The 16440-nt window shown below is 70.5% G+C and carries 15 protein-coding genes; 9 read left to right on the top strand and 6 right to left on the bottom strand.

Going from position 1 to position 16440, the window contains the following annotated elements:
- Positions 1-100: 100 nt before the first annotated feature.
- Complete coding sequence (locus AS857_RS31235) at positions 101-1297, bottom strand: polyamine ABC transporter substrate-binding protein (protein WP_058046506.1); 1197 nt, start codon at positions 1295-1297, stop codon at positions 101-103.
- Between the two features lie 150 nt (positions 1298-1447).
- Here AS857_RS31235 and AS857_RS31230 point away from each other — a divergent pair, with 150 nt between their 5' ends.
- Positions 1448-1972 carry a phospholipase gene (locus AS857_RS31230; RefSeq protein WP_338058291.1) on the top strand — a complete coding sequence of 175 codons (525 nt, stop codon included), beginning with the start codon at positions 1448-1450 and terminating at the stop codon, positions 1970-1972.
- Between the two features lie 82 nt (positions 1973-2054).
- On the opposite strand, the gene AS857_RS31225 is transcribed toward AS857_RS31230, so the two are convergent.
- Both AS857_RS31225 and AS857_RS31220 read right to left on the bottom strand, forming a co-directional pair.
- Positions 2055-3578 carry a gamma-aminobutyraldehyde dehydrogenase gene (locus AS857_RS31225; RefSeq protein WP_058046504.1) on the bottom strand — a complete coding sequence of 508 codons (1524 nt, stop codon included), beginning with the start codon at positions 3576-3578 and terminating at the stop codon, positions 2055-2057.
- Between the two features lie 211 nt (positions 3579-3789).
- Entirely contained in the window at positions 3790-4278 is a 489-nt protein-coding gene (locus AS857_RS31220; protein WP_058046503.1) for a DUF4190 domain-containing protein, read from the bottom strand.
- 104 nt (positions 4279-4382) lie between these two features.
- Between AS857_RS31220 and AS857_RS31215 the strand changes: the two genes are divergently transcribed.
- The gene (locus tag AS857_RS31215; protein WP_058047189.1) at positions 4383-5015 is read left to right on the top strand and encodes an NADAR family protein; all 633 of its coding nucleotides are present in this window, start codon (positions 4383-4385) and stop codon (positions 5013-5015) included.
- Here AS857_RS31215 and AS857_RS36900 read toward each other — a convergent pair.
- Complete coding sequence (locus tag AS857_RS36900; protein WP_063804383.1) at positions 4967-5548, bottom strand: DUF4190 domain-containing protein; 582 nt, start codon at positions 5546-5548, stop codon at positions 4967-4969. The two genes, AS857_RS31215 and AS857_RS36900, sit on opposite strands and share 49 nt — an antisense overlap.
- Before the next feature lie 424 nt (positions 5549-5972).
- On the opposite strand from AS857_RS36900, the gene AS857_RS31205 reads away from it, so the two are divergent.
- Both AS857_RS31205 and AS857_RS31200 read left to right on the top strand, forming a co-directional pair.
- Entirely contained in the window at positions 5973-6995 is a 1023-nt protein-coding gene (locus AS857_RS31205) for an adenosine deaminase (protein ID WP_058046502.1), read from the top strand.
- A 36-nt stretch (positions 6996-7031) separates the two neighbouring features.
- Complete coding sequence (locus AS857_RS31200; RefSeq protein ID WP_107105686.1) at positions 7032-7745, top strand: glycerophosphodiester phosphodiesterase; 714 nt, start codon at positions 7032-7034, stop codon at positions 7743-7745.
- A gap of 118 nt (positions 7746-7863) precedes the next feature.
- Here the strand turns inward: AS857_RS31200 and AS857_RS31195 are convergent, their stop codons facing one another.
- Entirely contained in the window at positions 7864-9027 is a 1164-nt protein-coding gene (locus AS857_RS31195) for a polyamine ABC transporter substrate-binding protein (RefSeq protein WP_058047188.1), read from the bottom strand.
- Between the two features lie 379 nt (positions 9028-9406).
- Positions 9407-10858, bottom strand: a complete 1452-nt coding sequence (locus AS857_RS31190; RefSeq protein ID WP_058046500.1) for a gamma-aminobutyraldehyde dehydrogenase — start codon at positions 10856-10858, stop codon at positions 9407-9409.
- A 164-nt stretch (positions 10859-11022) separates the two neighbouring features.
- Between AS857_RS31190 and AS857_RS31185 the strand changes: the two genes are divergently transcribed.
- The 5 genes from AS857_RS31185 to AS857_RS31165 all read left to right on the top strand — a co-directional run bounded on the left by AS857_RS31185 (position 11023) and on the right by AS857_RS31165 (position 16365).
- The gene (locus AS857_RS31185) at positions 11023-11526 is read left to right on the top strand and encodes an Lrp/AsnC family transcriptional regulator (RefSeq protein WP_058046499.1); all 504 of its coding nucleotides are present in this window, start codon (positions 11023-11025) and stop codon (positions 11524-11526) included.
- Entirely contained in the window at positions 11511-12890 is a 1380-nt protein-coding gene (locus tag AS857_RS31180) for an aspartate aminotransferase family protein (protein WP_058046498.1), read from the top strand. The genes AS857_RS31185 and AS857_RS31180 overlap by 16 nt, the downstream gene beginning before the upstream one ends.
- Before the next feature lie 418 nt (positions 12891-13308).
- The gene (locus AS857_RS31175) at positions 13309-14046 is read left to right on the top strand and encodes an ABC transporter ATP-binding protein (RefSeq protein WP_058046497.1); all 738 of its coding nucleotides are present in this window, start codon (positions 13309-13311) and stop codon (positions 14044-14046) included.
- Positions 14028-15296, top strand: coding sequence for a hypothetical protein (locus AS857_RS31170; RefSeq protein ID WP_058046496.1), 1269 nt, complete (start codon positions 14028-14030; stop codon positions 15294-15296). The genes AS857_RS31175 and AS857_RS31170 overlap by 19 nt, the downstream gene beginning before the upstream one ends.
- Before the next feature lie 145 nt (positions 15297-15441).
- Positions 15442-16365 carry a DMT family protein gene (locus AS857_RS31165; RefSeq protein ID WP_058046495.1) on the top strand — a complete coding sequence of 308 codons (924 nt, stop codon included), beginning with the start codon at positions 15442-15444 and terminating at the stop codon, positions 16363-16365.
- Positions 16366-16440 lie beyond the last annotated feature (75 nt).

The raw sequence follows: 16440 nt of genomic DNA, 5'->3' as shown, positions 1-16440 counted from the left end.
TCCAGGGGTCTCGGGGGCGTGAGCACGTACGGCACGTACAGCCGCGTACGTTCTCATATGTCCGGGGCCGGGCGCCGCGCCGGTGGCCCGTTTCGGCGGGTCAGGCGCCGGTGAGCTCGGAGAAGGCGGCCTCGAACGCCTTCTCCTCGGCGGCGGTCAGGGAGCGGAAGGCGTGGGCCTTCGCCAGCATCGCCTCGCTGGGGATGATCAGGCTGTTCTCGGCCAGCTTCTTGTCGATCTTCGCGAGCTCGTCCCGCAGCCCGGCGACCGGGCTGACGTAGTTGATGGCGGCGGCGAGCCGCGCGGCGACCTTGGGCTGGTAGTAGTAATCGATGAGGCGCTCGGCGTTCCTCTGGTGGCGGGCGGTGCGGGGGACCAGAAGATTGTCGCTGGAAAGCATGTAGCCCGTGTCCGGGATCGCGTACTGGATGTCGCTGTTATCGGCCTGGAGCTGGACGAGGTCTCCCGCCCAGGCGATGCAGGCGGCGATGTCGCCCTTGTTGAGGTCGCCCGTGTAGTCGTTGCCGGTGAAGCGGCGGATCTGTCCGCGGTCGCGGGCCCGGCGCAGGCGGGCGACGGCGGCGTCGTATTCCTCGGCGGTGACCTCTTCGGGCCGCCTGCCCATGTCGAGGAGCGTGAGGCCGACCGTGTCGCGCATTTCGGAGAGGAGCCCGACGCGGCCCTTGAGCCGCGGATCGTCCAGGAGCTGGGACACGGAGTCGACCTTGCGGCCGCCGGTGGCCTTGCGGTTGTAGGCGATGACCGCGGGAATGCCGGTCCACGGATAGGAGTGCACGCGCCCGGGGTCCCAGTCGGGGGCGCGGAATCCCGGGGCGAGATTGGCGTACGCGTTGGGCATGTGAGCCGCGTCGAGCCGCCGGGCCCAGCCGAGCCTGATCATGCGGCCGGCCATCCAGTCGGTGACGCAGATCAGGTCCCGGCCTATGTCCTGGCCGGCGGCGAGCTGTTTGCCGGCCTTGCCGAAGAATTCGACGTTGTCGTTGATGTCCTCGGTGTACGTCACCGCGATGCCGGTCGAGCGCCTGAAGTCGTCGAGCGTGGGGCGGCTCGTGCCGTCCGCGCCGGTGTCGATGTACTCGGTCCAGCTGGAGAAGGCGAGGGTCTGCTCGTGCGCGGAGCGGTCCTCGGAGGCGCCCAGGGCGGCCTCTGGGCGCCCCGCGGGCGGGATGCCGCAGCCGGCCAGGGACGCGAGCGCGCCGAAGGCGAGCGCACCTGCTCCGCCGGCCCGCAGCAGAGTCCGCCGGTTCACGGTGGTCCGTGGCTGGTAGCGCTCCATGCAAGGTGCCCTTTCCGTAGCTCCAACGGACTTTGAGCGAGGATCCTGGCAGAGCAACTCGGCCTGAACAAGGGATTCCGTTGTTGCCTTTTGGTTACGCAACAGTTCCACGATCCCCATGGATCGCTCGGGCATGAACCTGCCAACCTGATGCCTGCTCACAGGGGAGCGAGCGGGCAGCACAAACCCGCTCGCGGCACGGAACGGGGAAAACCGTTGGGTTACAGAAAAAGAGTGACAGTCGTCGCGGCACTGGGCGCCACACTGCTCATGGGAGCTGCAGCCGAATCCTCAATCGCCCAACCGTCATCGAAACCTCCACTCCAGACCTACACCGACAAACTGCTCTTCGACCATTCGATGGACCGGTTCCAGTCCGTGCGCGACGACAAGAGCCGCAGCGACAAGCTCGACTGGTCGTCGGACGGCTGCTCCCAGGCGCCCAACCGGCCCATGGGCTTCAACTTCCTGCCGTCCTGCCAGCGACACGACTTCGGTTACCGGAACTACAAGAAGCAGGGCAGGTTCGACCACACCACGCGTCTCGCCGTGGACAAGAATTTCAAAGCGGACCTGTACGCCTACTGCCGCACCCTGCCCAAGGCGAAAACCGGCAGCTGCCAATACTGGGCCCGGGTCTACTACGGCGAGGTCCGCAAGCACGGCGGCCCGTGATTCCCGGCCGTCACCGGAACCGGCCCGAGAACACGTTTGAGGACCGGAACAAGAACCGGCGCGGGAAACGGGAAACGGGACGTCAGCCCAGGGAGAAAACGGTCCGGTGCCAGGGCTTGCGGGCCACCGCGGTGTTGTCGGACATGACGTGTTTGACCTGAGTGTATTCCTCAAAGGAATACGCTGACATGTCCTTTCCGTAGCCTGATGCCCGGTAACCGCCGTGCGGCATCTCGCTGATGATCGGAATGTGGTCGTTGACCCACACGCAGCCCGCCTTGATCTCCCTGGTGGCCCGCCCCGTGCGGTAGACGTCCCGGCTCCATGCGGAGGCCGCCAGCCCGTACGGCGTGTCGTTGGCGAGCGCGAGGCCCTCGTCGTCGCTGTCGAAGGGCAGCACGACGAGCACGGGGCCGAAGATCTCGTCCTGGACGATCTCGCTGGACTGAGCGGCTCCCGTGACGAGCGTGGGGCGGTAGTACGCGCCCTTGGCCAGCTCTCCCGCGGGCGCTGTGCCGCCGGTGACCACGGTGGCGTACGAGCGCGCCCGGTCCACGAAGCCGGCGACGCGGTCCCGCTGGGCGTACGAGACGAGCGGGCCGAGGTCGGTGGCGGGGTCGAAGGGGTCGCCGAGGCGCACGGACGCCATCAGGTCGGCGACCCCGGAGACGAACGCGTCGTACAGGGGGCGCTGGACGTAGACGCGCGTGGCGGCGGTGCAGTCCTGCCCGGTGTTGATGAGGGCGCCGGCGACCGCCCCGTGCACGGCCGCCTCGAGGTCGGCGTCGTCGAAGACGACGAACGGGGCTTTGCCGCCGAGTTCGAGGTGGAGCCGCTTGACCGTCCGCGTGGCGATCTCGGCGACGCGCCTGCCGACCGCCGTCGATCCGGTGAACGACATCATGGCGACGTCCGGGTGGCCCACGAGGCGCTCCCCCGCGTCCGAGCCGGCCCCGCAGACCACGTTCACGACGCCGTCGGGAATGCCGGCCTCGGTGGCGGCCTGGGCGAACATCAACGACGTCAGGGGCGTCAGCTCGGCGGGTTTGAGCACGATCGTATTGCCCGCCGCGATCGCCGGGAGCACCTTCCAAGCGGCCATCTGCAGCGGGTAGTTCCAGGGCGCGATGGAACCCACCACACCGATCGGCTCGCGACGCACGTAGGAGGTGTGGTCGCCGCTGTACTCGCCGGCGGACCGGCCCTCCAAGTGGCGCGCCGCGCCCGCGAAGAAGGCGGTGTTGTCCACGGTGCCCGGCACGTCGAACTCGCTGGTGAGGCGGATCGGCTTGCCGCACTGGGCGGACTCCGCACGGGCGAACTCCTCCGCGCGGTCCGCAAGCACGCCCGCGAACCGTTGCAGCGCGTCGGAGCGCTCCCCCGGGGTCGCTCCCGCCCACGCGGGAAGGGCCCCCGCAGCGGCCGTGACGGCGGCGTCCACGTCCTCCGGACCGGCCAGCTCGTACCGGAGGACCTCTTCGCCCGTGGCGGGGTCCACTACCGCGTGCATGCGGCCCGAGGTGCCGGGGCGCAACCGGCCACCGGTGTACTGGGCTCCGTCGGCGAACCGACCCGCCGCATCGAACCGTTGATCCGTCGCGCCCATCAACACACTCCTCCGGCCGGCTGCGCCCTCCTCTGCGCTGCACCGCGCAGGGCGCCGAAGCCGATCCTGGCAGAGGAGGGCGCAACCAACAAGGGATTCCGTCGCAGCATGCGTACCCTGCGACGGAATCAGTGAGAGGCAAGCCTCCGAGTACCGCACGGGGCCCTGCAGCGGTGCGCCCGGGGACCGGGGCCCGGCGGGTTCGGTACGGCTACAAGCCGGCACCGATGCCGAGGAGGCTCGCGAAGAAGGCGAACCACAGGACGGGGAGCACCAGGGCCACGATGCCGAGGACGATGCCGGTGGTCGCGGCGCTCCGGTTGGTCGCCTCGCCCTTCGTGACCTTGGAGCGGCCGACGGCACCGAAGATGATGCCGAGGATGCCCAGGATCAGCCCGAAGAACCACAGGAAGACCAGGAGGCTGCAGACGGCTCCGATGATGCCGCAGACGAGGCCGGCGGTGCCCATGCCGTTGCTGGGCTGCACCACGCCCACGTAGCCGGCTACGGGGTAGGGCTGGACCGGCGGTGCGGAGGGGTAGCCGCTCTGCGCCGGGTAGGCACTCTGCGCCGGTGCGGGATACCCGCTCTGCCCGGGGTAACCGCTCTGCGCCGGCTGGGCCTGGTTCGGGTAGCCGTAGCCGGGCTGCTGGGGCGGCGGCTGGGGCGCCCCATAAGGATTCTGGTTGTAGTCAGACATAAAGCATGTCCCCTCCGTTGAACTGCGTCGGGCAATGCTATGGGGAACGGTCATGCCCGGTCAGCCCAGTTCCACTGCCCGGGGCGGATGCGAGAATGCCCGGCATGAAGATCAACGGGGACCAGCACGGGCTCACGCACGCAGAGCAGCGTGCGGACGGCCCGCGTTCGGTGGCGGAGCTGACGGCCGCCGTCACCCGCGGCGAGCAGTTCAAGTACGTCTATTTCTGGGGCCACCAGCCGCGTTGGGACGGCACCATCGGGGCGAGCTGCTTCAGCCAGTGGTGGCCTTCGCCGTTCACGGTGGACGGCACCGTCTACGCCACGGCCGAACACTGGATGATGGCCGGCAAGGCGCGGCTCTTCGCCGACGCGGAGGCCGAGGCCGAGGCGATCGCCGCCTCGCACCCCAAGCAGGCGAAGGACGCGGGCCGCAAGGTGCGCGGCTTCGACGAGGAGACCTGGCGGCAGCACCGCTTCGAGCTGGTGGTGGAGGGCAGCGTCCACAAGTTCGCGCAGGACGCGGCGCTGAGCGCCTACCTGCTGGGCACCGGTGAGCGAGTACTGGTCGAAGCCAGCCCGCTCGACCGGGTCTGGGGCATCGGCCTGGCCGCCGACGACGAGCGCTCCCAGGACCCCGCTCGCTGGCGGGGCGACAACCTCCTCGGCTTCGCGCTGATGGAGGCGCGTCAGCGGCTGGCGTCGCGGTCCACGAGCAGCACCGGCGCCGACAAGTAGGCGCCGTACGTCGCACCGGGCTCCTCGTCGGGCACGGGGCCGTCGCTGTCGTCGACATCGATGTTGATGTAGACGATGACCATCAGCACGGTGGCGACGAGCGCCGCGCAACCGAGGATCAGCCCGGCTAGGGCCTGTCCGGGATTCGTGGCCTCGCCGCCGCGCACCTTGGCGCGGCCCACGGCGCCGAAGATGACGGCGAGGATGCCGAGCACCGCCCCGAGCACGACGGTGGGCGAGAACACGGTGCCCACGATGCCCAGCACCAGGGCCGCCAGCCCCAGGCCGTTGCTGGGTACGGGCTGCTGCGCGTAGAGCAGTGACGCCGGATAGCCGTACGCACCCGGCTGGTAGGAGCCCGGACCGTAGGGGCTTTGACCGTAGGGGTCCTGACCGTACGGCGTCTGCAGGCCGTAGGGGGCGACCGAGGCCGGGGGCGCAGAGGGGCCGCCGGGCAGTCCGTACGGCGCCTGGTCGTACGGACTGCTCCGGTACGCGCTGGGCGTGCCGGGGCCGGTCGGCGCGAGGGGCACGGGCGGTACGGCACCCGGGGCCGGTGCATGGGGCGGCTGCGGAGCCGCATGGGGCGGTGCCACGGCATGGGGCGCCGGCAACGCATGGGGCCCGGAGGGTGTCACGCCGGCATGGGGCCCCGGCTGCGCAGGCGACTGAGGCGGTATCACAGCGGCGGCATTGGGCACCGGAGCAGGCTCGGCATGCTGCCCGAGCGCCGGCTGCCAGCCGGGCTTGTCGAGTGCGACCCGCCGCTCCGGCGGAGCCCAGGGATCGGGGTCCCGCGGCTCGGAGTGCCCATCGGCCCCGGCTGCCTTGTCAGACATAGCCCTCCCCAGTCGATACCCGTCATGCTAAGGCCTGAGGACAACCGTCGCGTACGTCCCGCATACGATGAACGGCACCCGTCGACAGGCTCCGGCCGACCGCGCCATGGAGGCATGCATGTCCGTACTCGACTCGTTCATCGCCGGGCTCCCCAAGGCGGAGCTCCATGTGCACCACGTCGGGTCGGCGTCCCCGCGCATCGTGGCCGAGCTGGCCGCCCGCCACCCGGATTCGCCGGTGCCCACCGACCCCGAGGCGCTGGCCGACTTCTTCACCTTCCGCGACTTCGCCCATTTCATCGAGGTCTACCTCTCGGTCGTCGACCTGATCCGCGACGCCGAGGACGTACGGCTGCTGACGTACGAGGTCGCGCGCGACATGGCGCGGCAGAACATCCGCTACGCCGAACTGACCGTCACCCCCTTCAGCTCGACCAGGCGCGGCATCCCGGACGCCGCCTTCGTTGAGGCCATCGAGGACGCCCGCAAGGCGGCCGAGACGGAGCTGGGCGTCGTGCTGCGCTGGTGCTTCGACATCCCGGGCGAGGCGGGGCTGGAAGCCGCGGAGGAGACCGCACGGATCGCCTGCGGGCTCAAGCCCGAGGGTCTGGTCTCCTTCGGGCTGGGCGGACCGGAGATCGGCGTGCCCCGGCCCCAGTTCAAGCCGTACTTCGACCGGGCCATCGCCGAGGGGCTGCACAGCGTGCCCCATGCCGGTGAGACGACGGGCCCGCAGACCATCTGGGACGCCCTGGTCGACCTGCGCGCCGAGCGCATCGGCCACGGCACCAGCGCCCCGCAGGACCCGGCCCTGCTGGCCCACCTAGCGGAGCACCGCATCCCGCTGGAGGTCTGCCCGACGTCCAACCTCGCCACCCGCGCCGTGACCGACCTGGACCGCCACCCCATCAAGGAGATGGTGGCCGCGGGCGTCCTGGTGACCGTCAACAGCGACGACCCGCCCATGTTCGGCACGGACCTCAACCGCGAGTACGGCGTCGCCGCGCGCCTCCTGGAGCTGGACGCAGCAGGCGTCGCCGGCCTCGCCAAGAACGCCGTGGAGGCGTCGTTCATGGACGAGACGGGCAAGAAGGCGCTCCGGGCGGAGATCGACGCCTACACCGCGGCCTGGCGGGCCTGAGCTCGGCGGACGCACGCCGCCGCCACAATGGGTCCCATGACCGGCCCGAACTCCCCTGCTGCAAAAGCCCGCACCGTCACCGCCGTCGCCCACCGCGGTGATCCGTACCTCTTCCGGGAGAACACCCTCGCCTCGATCCGTTCGGCCCTGCGGGCCGGGGCGGGGGCGGTGGAGGTCGACGTCCGGCTGACGCGCGACGGCGTGCCCGTGCTGCTGCACGACGCGACGCTCGAGCGCCTGTGGGGTCACACGCGGGTCCTGGACTCGCTCGCGGCGGACGAGCTGCGGGAGCTGACCGGCGGCGGCGTACCCACCCTGTGCGAGGCCCTGCAGCTCGGCGCGGAGCGCTCCGGACCACGGCTGTTCATCGACCTGCCGGACGCGTCGGCCGCCGAGGCCGCCGTCGCCGAGGTGCACGCGAGCGGAGCCGCGGAGCGCGTGTACTACTGCGGTGGTGTGACATCGATGCTCGCAGTACGTCGCGCGGATCCGGCCGCGGAGACCGCCCTGACGTGGACGACGCTGATGCCGCCGCGCCAGGCCCTGCTCAGCGCCGTCGCCCCGCGCTGGCTGAACTACCGCTTCGGGCTGGTGAGCCCCGAACTCGTCGCCCGCAACCACTCCGACGGGCTTCTGGTCTCCGCCTGGACCGCGGACACCCGCTTCACGATGCGCCGGCTGCTGGCAGCAGGCGTCGACGCGATCACCACCAACCGGGTCGGTACGTTGCGGTCGCTGCTGCGGGACTGAACGAGGTCCGGGCGGCGGCAGGCGCGGCATGGGGCGGTGGGCGCACGCCGCCGCCCCATGCGGCATGGGGCGGCGTGCACGGGGCCCCGCGCATGGGGCGGCCTAGCGGCGTGCACGATCAGAGCCCGACGATCTCGTTCCACTCCTTGGTGAAGCCCGGCCGCTCCTTCGCGGTCATGTCGCGTGCCGTCGCGAGGCGTTTGCGCATGTCGTCGCTCGGGAAGATGAGCGGGTTCCCGGCGAGCTCCGCGAGTTCCTTGTCGGAGGACGAGGCGAGAATGTCCCGAGCGGCCGGCACGGGGCAGACGTAATTGACCGCCGCGGCGAGCTCGGCCGCCACCTCGGGCCGGTAGTAGTAGTCGACGAGTGCCTCGGCGTTGCGCTTGTGGCGGGCGAGGTTGGGCACCATGAGGCTCTCGGCCCACAGCTCGGCGCCCTCCTCGGGGACGACGAACTCGATGTCGGGGTTGTCGGCCTGGAGCTGGATGACGTCGCCGGAGTACGCCTGGCAGGCCAGCACGTCGCCGGACGACAGGTCCTTGATGTAGTCGTTGCCGGTGAAACGGCGGATGTGCCGCTTGCGCACGAGGCGGCGCAGCTGGTCGGTCATGGTGTGGAAGTCGTCGGCGGTCCAGCGGGTGACGTTGGCGCCGTTGCCCTGCATGAGCAGCGAGTACGCCTCGTCCAGGCCGGCCAGCAGTGTGACCCGGCCGCGCAGGTCGTCCTTCCACAGGTCGGAGGTGTGCCGGATCTCCCGGCCGAGCTTCTTGCGGTTGTACGCGATGCCCGTGATGCCGGACTGCCAGGGGACGGTGTGCAGGCGGCCGGGGTCGAAGGAGGGCTTGCGCAGCAGCGGGTCGAGGTTGCGGTCGACGTTCGGCTGGCGGGAGCGGTCCATCTCCTGGACCCAGCCCAGGCGCACGTAGCGGGAGGCCATCCAGTCGCTGACAACGATGAGGTCCCTCCCTGTCTCCTGATGGTTCATCAGGGCGGGGCTGACCTTGCCGAAGAACTCGTCGTTGTCGTTGATCTCTTCGGTGTACTTCACCGATATGCCGCTGTGCTTCTCGAACGCGTCGAGCGTGGGGCGCTTCTGCGGGTCGTCCTCGTCGACGTCGATGTAGAGGGGCCAGTTGGCGAAGACGAGGCTCTTGTCGCGGCTGGAGCGGTCCTCGGCGGCCCGGTCGACCGGCTCGACGTACGCGGCGGGTACTCCGCACCCGGCGAGTGCGGCGGCCCCGGCACCGGCGCCCAGCGCGCGCAGCAGGGTCCGGCGGGACAGGGGCTTCACGGGCTTCTCTCGCATTCCGGCAGCATGGCGGGGTCGGATCTTCGCGGACAATGTACGGCCTGTCCGGGAGGCGACCGCACTTCCCGACACCCTGACGGCCGGGAACGGCCGACCGTCGATGATACCGGGGCACGACGCGCAGTGGTCCGTACCGGAAACGCCCGGTACGGACCACTGCAGGGTGTCTGCATCCGCCCCGTGCCGCGGGACGGCATGGGGCACCGCCTTGGCGCATGGGGCGGGCCGCCCTCACCGCATGAGGCGGGATTCCCCGCCGCATGGGGCAGGCCCCGGCCTCACCGCATGAGGCAGTCTCCGCCCCACCGCATGGGGCAGGCCCCAGCTCACCGCACGAGGCGGGCCGGCTCCGTCAGTCCAGCGACGTCATGACGTGCTTGACGCGCGTGTAGTCCTCGAAGCCGTAGGCGGACAGGTCCTTGCCGTAGCCGGACTTCTTGAAGCCGCCGTGGGGCATCTCGGCGACCAGCGGGATGTGGGTGTTGATCCACACGCAGCCGAAGTCGAGCTTCTTGGACATCCGCATGGCGCGGCCGTGGTCCTTGGTCCACACCGAGGAGGCCAGCGCGTACTCGACGCCGTTGGCGTAGGCGACGGCCTGGTCCTCGTCCGCGAAGGACTGGACCGTGATCACGGGGCCGAAGACCTCGTGCTGGATGATCTCGTCGTCCTGCTTGAGGCCGGAGACGACGGTCGGGGCGAAGAAGTAGCCCTTCTCCCCCACCCGGTGCCCGCCCGCCTCGAGCTTGGCGTGGCCGGGCAGCCGCTCGATGAAGCCGGCGACCTGCTTGAGCTGGTTGGCGTTGTTGAGCGGGCCGTAGAGGACGTCCTCGTCGTCCGGCTGCCCCGTCTTCGTGTCGGCGGCGGCCTTGGCGAGCGCGGTGACGAACTCGTCGTGGATCGACTCGTGGACGAGCACGCGGGTGGCGGCCGTACAGTCCTGGCCGGCGTTGAAGTAGCCGGCGACCGAGATGTCCTCGACGGCCTTGGCGATGTCGGCGTCGTCGAAGACGACGACGGGGGCCTTGCCGCCGAGCTCCAGGTGGACGCGCTTGAGGTCCTTGGAGGCGGACTCGGCGACCTGCATGCCGGCCCGCACGGAGCCGGTGATCGAGGCCATCGCCGGCACCGGGTGCTCGACCATGAGGCGGCCGGTCTCCCGGTCGCCGCAGATGACGTTGAAGACGCCCTTCGGGTGCCCGAGCTCCTCCAGCACACCGCCGATGATCTCGGCGATGAGGACGGTGGAGGCGGGGGTGGTGTCGGAGGGCTTGAGGACGACGGTGTTGCCCGCTGCGAGCGCCGGGGCGAACTTCCACACCGCCATCATCATCGGGTAGTTCCACGGGGCGACCTGGGCACAGACGCCGATCGGCTCGCGCCGGATGATCGAGGTCAGGCCCTCCATGTACTCGCCCGCGGAGCGGCCCTCGAGCATCCGCGCGGCGCCCGCGAAGAAGCGGATCTGGTCCACCATCGGGGGGACCTCTTCGCTGCGGGTGAGAGCGACGGGCTTGCCGGTGTTCTCGGACTCCGCGGCGATCAGGTCCTCGGCGCGCGCCTCGAAGGCGTCGGCGATCTTGAGCAGTACCTTCTGGCGCTCTCCGGGTACGAGGTCGCGCCAGGCCGGGAAGGCGGCCTCGGCCGCGGCCATGGCGGCGTCCACGTCCGCGGCGCCCGACAGCGGGGCGGTGGCATAGGCCTCGCCCGTGGCCGGATTGACCACCTCGGTGGTGCGCCCGTCGGCGGCGTCCCGGAACTCCCCGTCGATGAAATTGCGAAGACGACGCAGCTCGGTGGTCATGGCTGCCACCCCTCCTGTCAGATGTCCACTGGGTGAGACCGTCAGCCTAGTCAGTAAGGCCACGCTTTCGACATACCTCACACCCATGAACGACGGAATCAGTTATTCCATGGCGCCCATACAACGAATTTCATCGCCTGAGGGTTGCCACACGGGCGAGACGCATGCACAGTGGAGTTGTGGCCACTCGTAGTCCAGACCCGAAGAGCGTGCACGGCACGCCGCCGATCGACGCAGTCTCCCTGGCGATCATCGAGCAGCTCCAGGAAGACGGCCGCCGCCCCTACGCGGCGATCGGCAAAGCCGTGGGGCTGTCGGAGGCAGCCGTGCGGCAGCGTGTCCAGAAGCTGCTCGACCAGGGCGTCATGCAGATCGTCGCCGTCACCGACCCGCTCACCGTGGGCCTGCGACGGCAGGCGATGGTCGGCATCAACGTCGAGGGCGACCTCGATCCGGTCGCCGACGCCCTGACCGCGATGGACGAGGTCGAGTACGTCGTCGTGACCGCAGGCTCCTTCGACCTCCTCATCGAGATCGTCTGCGAGGACGACGACCATCTCCTCGAAACGATCAACAAGCGCATCCGGACCCTGCCGGGCGTGCGCTCCACCGAGAGCTTCGTCTACCTCAAGCTCCGCAAGCAGACCTACACATGGGGAACCCGATAGCCGTGAGCAAGGACCTCTCCCAGACTGCATACGACCACCTGTGGATGCACTTCACCCGCATGTCGTCGTACGAGAACGCCCCCGTGCCGACCATCGTGCGCGGTGAGGGCACCTACATCTTCGACGACAAGGGCAAGCGCTACCTGGACGGCCTCGCGGGGCTGTTCGTGGTCCAGGCGGGCCACGGGCGGGCCGAGCTGGCCGAGGCGGCCGCCAAGCAGGCTCAGGAGCTGGCCTTCTTCCCGGTGTGGAGCTACGCGCACCCCAAGGCGATCGAGCTGGCCGAGCGGCTCGCCCACCACGCCCCGGGCGACCTCAACAAGGTCTTCTTCACCACCGGCGGCGGAGAGGCCGTGGAGACCGCCTGGAAGCTCGCGAAGCAGTACCACAAGCTCACCGGCAACCCCACCAAGTACAAGGTGATATCCCGGGCCGTCGCCTACCACGGCACGCCCCAGGGCGCACTGGCCATCACCGGCCTGCCGGCCCTCAAGGCACCCTTCGAGCCGCTCGTCCCCGGTGCTTACAAGGTGCCCAACACCAACATCTACCGGGCCCCGATCCACGGCGACGACCCCGAGGCCTTCGGCCGCTGGGCCGCCGACCAGATCGAGCAGCAGATCCTCTTCGAAGGCCCCGACACGGTCGCGGCCGTCTTCCTGGAGCCGGTCCAGAACGCGGGCGGCTGCTTCCCGCCCCCGCCCGGCTACTTCCAGCGGGTGCGCGAGATCTGTGATACGTACAACGTGCTGCTCGTCTCGGACGAGGTCATCTGCGCCTTCGGCCGCCTCGGCACGATGTTCGCGTGCGACAAGTTCGGCTACGTGCCCGACATCATCACCTGCGCCAAGGGCATGACGTCCGGCTACTCCCCCATCGGTGCGGCCGTCATCTCCGACCGGATCGCCGAACCGTTCTTCAAGGGCAGCAACACTTTCCTGCACGGCTACACCTTCGGCGGCCACCCCGTCTCGGCGGCGGTCGCCCTCACCAACCTCGACATCTTCGAGCGCGAGGGCCTCAACCAGCACGTGCTGGACAACGAGGCGGCGTTCCACGCAACGCTCTCCAAGCTGCACGACCTGCCGATCGTGGGCGACGTGCGCGGCAACGGCTTCTTCTACGGCATCGAGCTGGTCAAGGACAAGGCCACCAAGGAGTCGTTCACGCCGGAGGAGTGCGAGCAGCTGCTCTATGGCTTCGTGTCCAAGAAGCTGTTCGAGAACGGCCTGTACTGCCGGGCCGACGACCGTGGCGACCCGGTCATCCAGGTCGCCCCGCCGCTGATCTCCGACCAGTCGACGTTCGACGAGATCGAGCAGATCGTCCGCGGCGTGCTCGCGGAGGCCTGGACCAGGATCTGACCGGACCTCACGACCGGACCAGGGCGAGCCGCACGGCACCACTCACGGCTCGCCCCACCCGCCGTGGCCCCGCGCGACCCCCCACTGGTCACGCGCGCGTGGGCCACGGCTTTGCTGCATGCGCGCGTAGGCCGGCCACCCGGCGCACGGCACCGCGCGCCCCTCGCACGCGAGACGCACGCCCGTCGCACGCACACCACGCCCCACCGCACACCCGGTCGCACGTTCCGTCGCATTTGCGCTCCGACTCATATGCGACCCCTGGGGCATGAGGCCGACCGGAGGAAAGTCGGCGGTCCAGCGCCGAGCCTGGGCAAAGGCTAGGATCCCGGTTCCGTACGGTGCCAGTGACCCAATGGCCTCCGGTTCGTTCCCCCGGACAGGGGAACGGACCCTACAGCGACCCGAGGTGCTCGATATGGTGGCCCCGCCGGACAACGACGTGCTCTGGGCACGCGGCTTGCATTACGCCCACAGTGGTTCCCCCGCGCTCGCAGGGGTCTCCATCGGCGTACGCGAGGGAGAGATTCTCGCCATCACCGGGCCACGCGGCTCCGGCAAGACCACGCTCCTCAAATGCCTGTCCGGACAGCTCCTCCCCGACCCCGGAGAGGTGTGGTTCAACAGCGCCCCCGTCCACACCCTTTCGCGTGCTGCTCGCGAGCGGCTGCGGCGGGAGCGCTTCGGCTGGATCGACAGCGAGCCGCACCTCGTGCCGGAGCTGAGCGCCTGGGAGAACGCCGCCCTGCCGCTGTTGCTGCGCGGCGTCGGGCACCGGGCCGCCAAGCGCACCGCAAGTGAGTGGCTGGAGCGCCTCGACGTCGGCGACTGCCACCGCAAGCGGCCGGCCGCCCTGCTCCAGGCGCAGCGCCAGCGGGTCGCCATCGCACGGGCGCTCGCCAGCGAGCCCACCGTCCTGTTCGCCGACGAGCCGACGGCGCCGCTGCACAACGCGGACCGTGCGCAGGTGCTGCGCACGCTGACCACGGCCGCCCGCTCGCACCACATCACGGTCGTCATCGCCACGCTGGACGACGAGATCGCCACCCTGGCCGACCGTACGGTCTCCCTGGTCGACGGCCGCCGAGGCACCGCCATCCCGGTACCCGACGCGCCCGAGGGAGAGGGCAGGGCGGCGTGCTCAGTCTCCGCCTAGCGCGCGGCGCGCACCCGCTGGTCCTGCTCCGGAGGCTGCTGGTGGCGGCGGCCGCGGCGGGCGTGGGTTTCCTGCTGCTGTGCACTTTGGGGTACGCGGTGGCCCATCCGAAGTCGACGGGGCAGTCGCTCGTGCGGCTGGTCTGGTGCGCGGTGCCGCTGGCAGCGGTCGTGCAGTTCGCCGTCGCCGTGGCCCGTACGGACCCCGCCACGCGCCCCCGTGACGGCCTGGACGCCGCGGGGCTCGGCCCCGTGCGGCTCTCGGTCCTCGCAGCGGCGTCGACGGCGATCTCGTGCACGCTCGGCAGCGGTTTCGCCCTGCTGCTCTACAAGGTGCTCCGCGGTGACGTCGGCGGCCCGCTGAGCGGTTCGGCGAGACGGCTGCTGGACGGGCAGGTACACCTGCCGTGGGGCGCGGCACTGACCCTCCTCGGCCTCCTGCCCGCCCTCGCAGCGGGCGCGTGCGTCCTCGCTCTGCACCCGCGGCGGGATGCCGCTGCCAGGGTGCAGCAGCCCGCCGTGGAGCCCGTGGAGGGCTCAGAGGAGGTGGAGAGCGCCGAGGCACCGTCCGAGGCGCCCCAGGCACCGTCGCCCGCCCCCGCTCCGGTCCCCATGCCCAGACCCGCCTACGCCGGCCTCCCGTGGGGCATCGCGATCATCGCGGTCGGGCTCGCCCTGGAGGCGTACGTGGGGCACGGCCCCGCGCCCGACCCTGACAGGCTGATCTCCTTGCCCGGCCGGACGGACGGCACCTCCCCCGGCGTGCTGGGCGGGTGGCTCCTGGCCTCTCTCGGGCTCGTGCTGGCCGGCCCCGGGCTGACCCACTGGTGCGGGGTCCTGCTCGCCGCCGGGCGGCCCGGCGCGGTGCGGCTGCTGGCCGGCCGGATACTGCAGGACGCCGCCACCCGTATCGGCCGTCCGCTGGGCGTGCTGTGCGCGGTCGCCTCGGGCGCCCTCGCCGCCGCCGAACTCTACGGCGCGGCATGGGACTCCTCCGGGCCGCGCCCCTTCGGCCCCCTCACCGGCCTCGGCGCGGCGCTCGTCATGGCGTGCGTCACGGCCACGGCCATCACCGCGGCCCTGGACAGCCGGCAGAACCGGACCGGCACCACGGCGGCCCTGCAGCGTCTCGGCATCCCCGCCTCCATGCTGCGCGGAGCGGCCATCCTGCGCGCCGGCGTACTGCTGGCCGTTCTGACGCCTCTGACATGGGCGATCGCGGAGCTCGTAACGCTGCCCATGTCGCGGTGAGCGCGCCGGGCGGGCCCGGAACCCGGGCCCGCCGAGTGGCCGCAGCGCACCAGTTCTTGACCAGTTCTTGACTCAAGGCAACTTCGTCGCCGAATTGCGCGTCTGCTTGAGGAGCACGACGGATATCCGGCGAACGGAGCTATTGGTGATCATCGGCCTTGTGACGGCTGTCGCGGCCTCGGCCTGTTATGGCACAGGTTCGGTCCTGCAAGCCGTGGGCTCGCGGAAATCTGCCCGCCAGGAGGCCGCGAAGGCCTCCTCGTCGGGCACCACCCAGCACGGTGGACCGAGCCTGTCCTCCACCGCGAAGGCCGCGGTGACGTGGGAGTTCATGGTCGGTACGTTCCTCGACTTCCTCGGCTTCGGGCTCGGCGCGCTCGCCGCCCGCATGCTGCCGCTCTTCCTCTCCCAGACGGTCATCAGCGCCAACCTCGTCGTGACCGCACTGCTGAGCATCAAGCTCCTGGGCATCCGGCTGACCAAGCCCGAGTGGGCGTCGATCGGTGTCGTCTGTTCGGCGCTGGTGCTGCTGGCGACGGCGGCGGGCCACGAGGGCGGCGGCGACACGCCGATGTCCACCCACTGGTGGCTGCTGATCATCTCTGTGGTGCTGATGGGCGGCGGCACGGTGGCCGTCCGCCTGCTCGGCGGGCGGGCCGCGATCCTGGCCGGTCTGCTGTCCGGTCTGGGCTTCGGTGCGATCGGCGTCGGCGTGCGCATCCTGGACGGCATCGACCCGTTCGACCTGCCGAAGCTGATCGCCGACCCGGCGCTCTACGCGATCCTCATATCGGGTGCAGTCGGCATGTACCTGCACACGGTGGCGCTGCAGATCGGCTCGGTCAACGGTGCCACGGCCGCGCTGGTGGTCGGCGAAACCATTCTCCCGGGCATGATCGGCGTCCTGCTGCTCGGTGACAACTCGCGCCCCGGCTTTGCCTGGGTCGCCGTTCTCGGCTTCGTCCTGGCGGTGGCAGGTGCCGTTGCGGTCGCCTGGTTCGGCGAGCCGGACACCCCCGCGGAGGCCGAACCCGAACCACAGGAACTCCAGCCGTCGGCAGTCCGCTGACCGCCGCCTGAGCCCCGGCCGCCGCACCGGCAGCCGGGGCTCAGGCGTATCCGTTCCGAGTGGGGTCGCCGCCGC

This window comes from Streptomyces roseifaciens, assembly GCF_001445655.1.
Lineage (GTDB): Bacteria > Actinomycetota > Actinomycetes > Streptomycetales > Streptomycetaceae > Streptomyces > Streptomyces aureoversilis.
The sequence above is the reverse complement of the archived record's forward strand: the minus strand, read 5'-3'. Positions and strand labels throughout refer to the sequence as shown.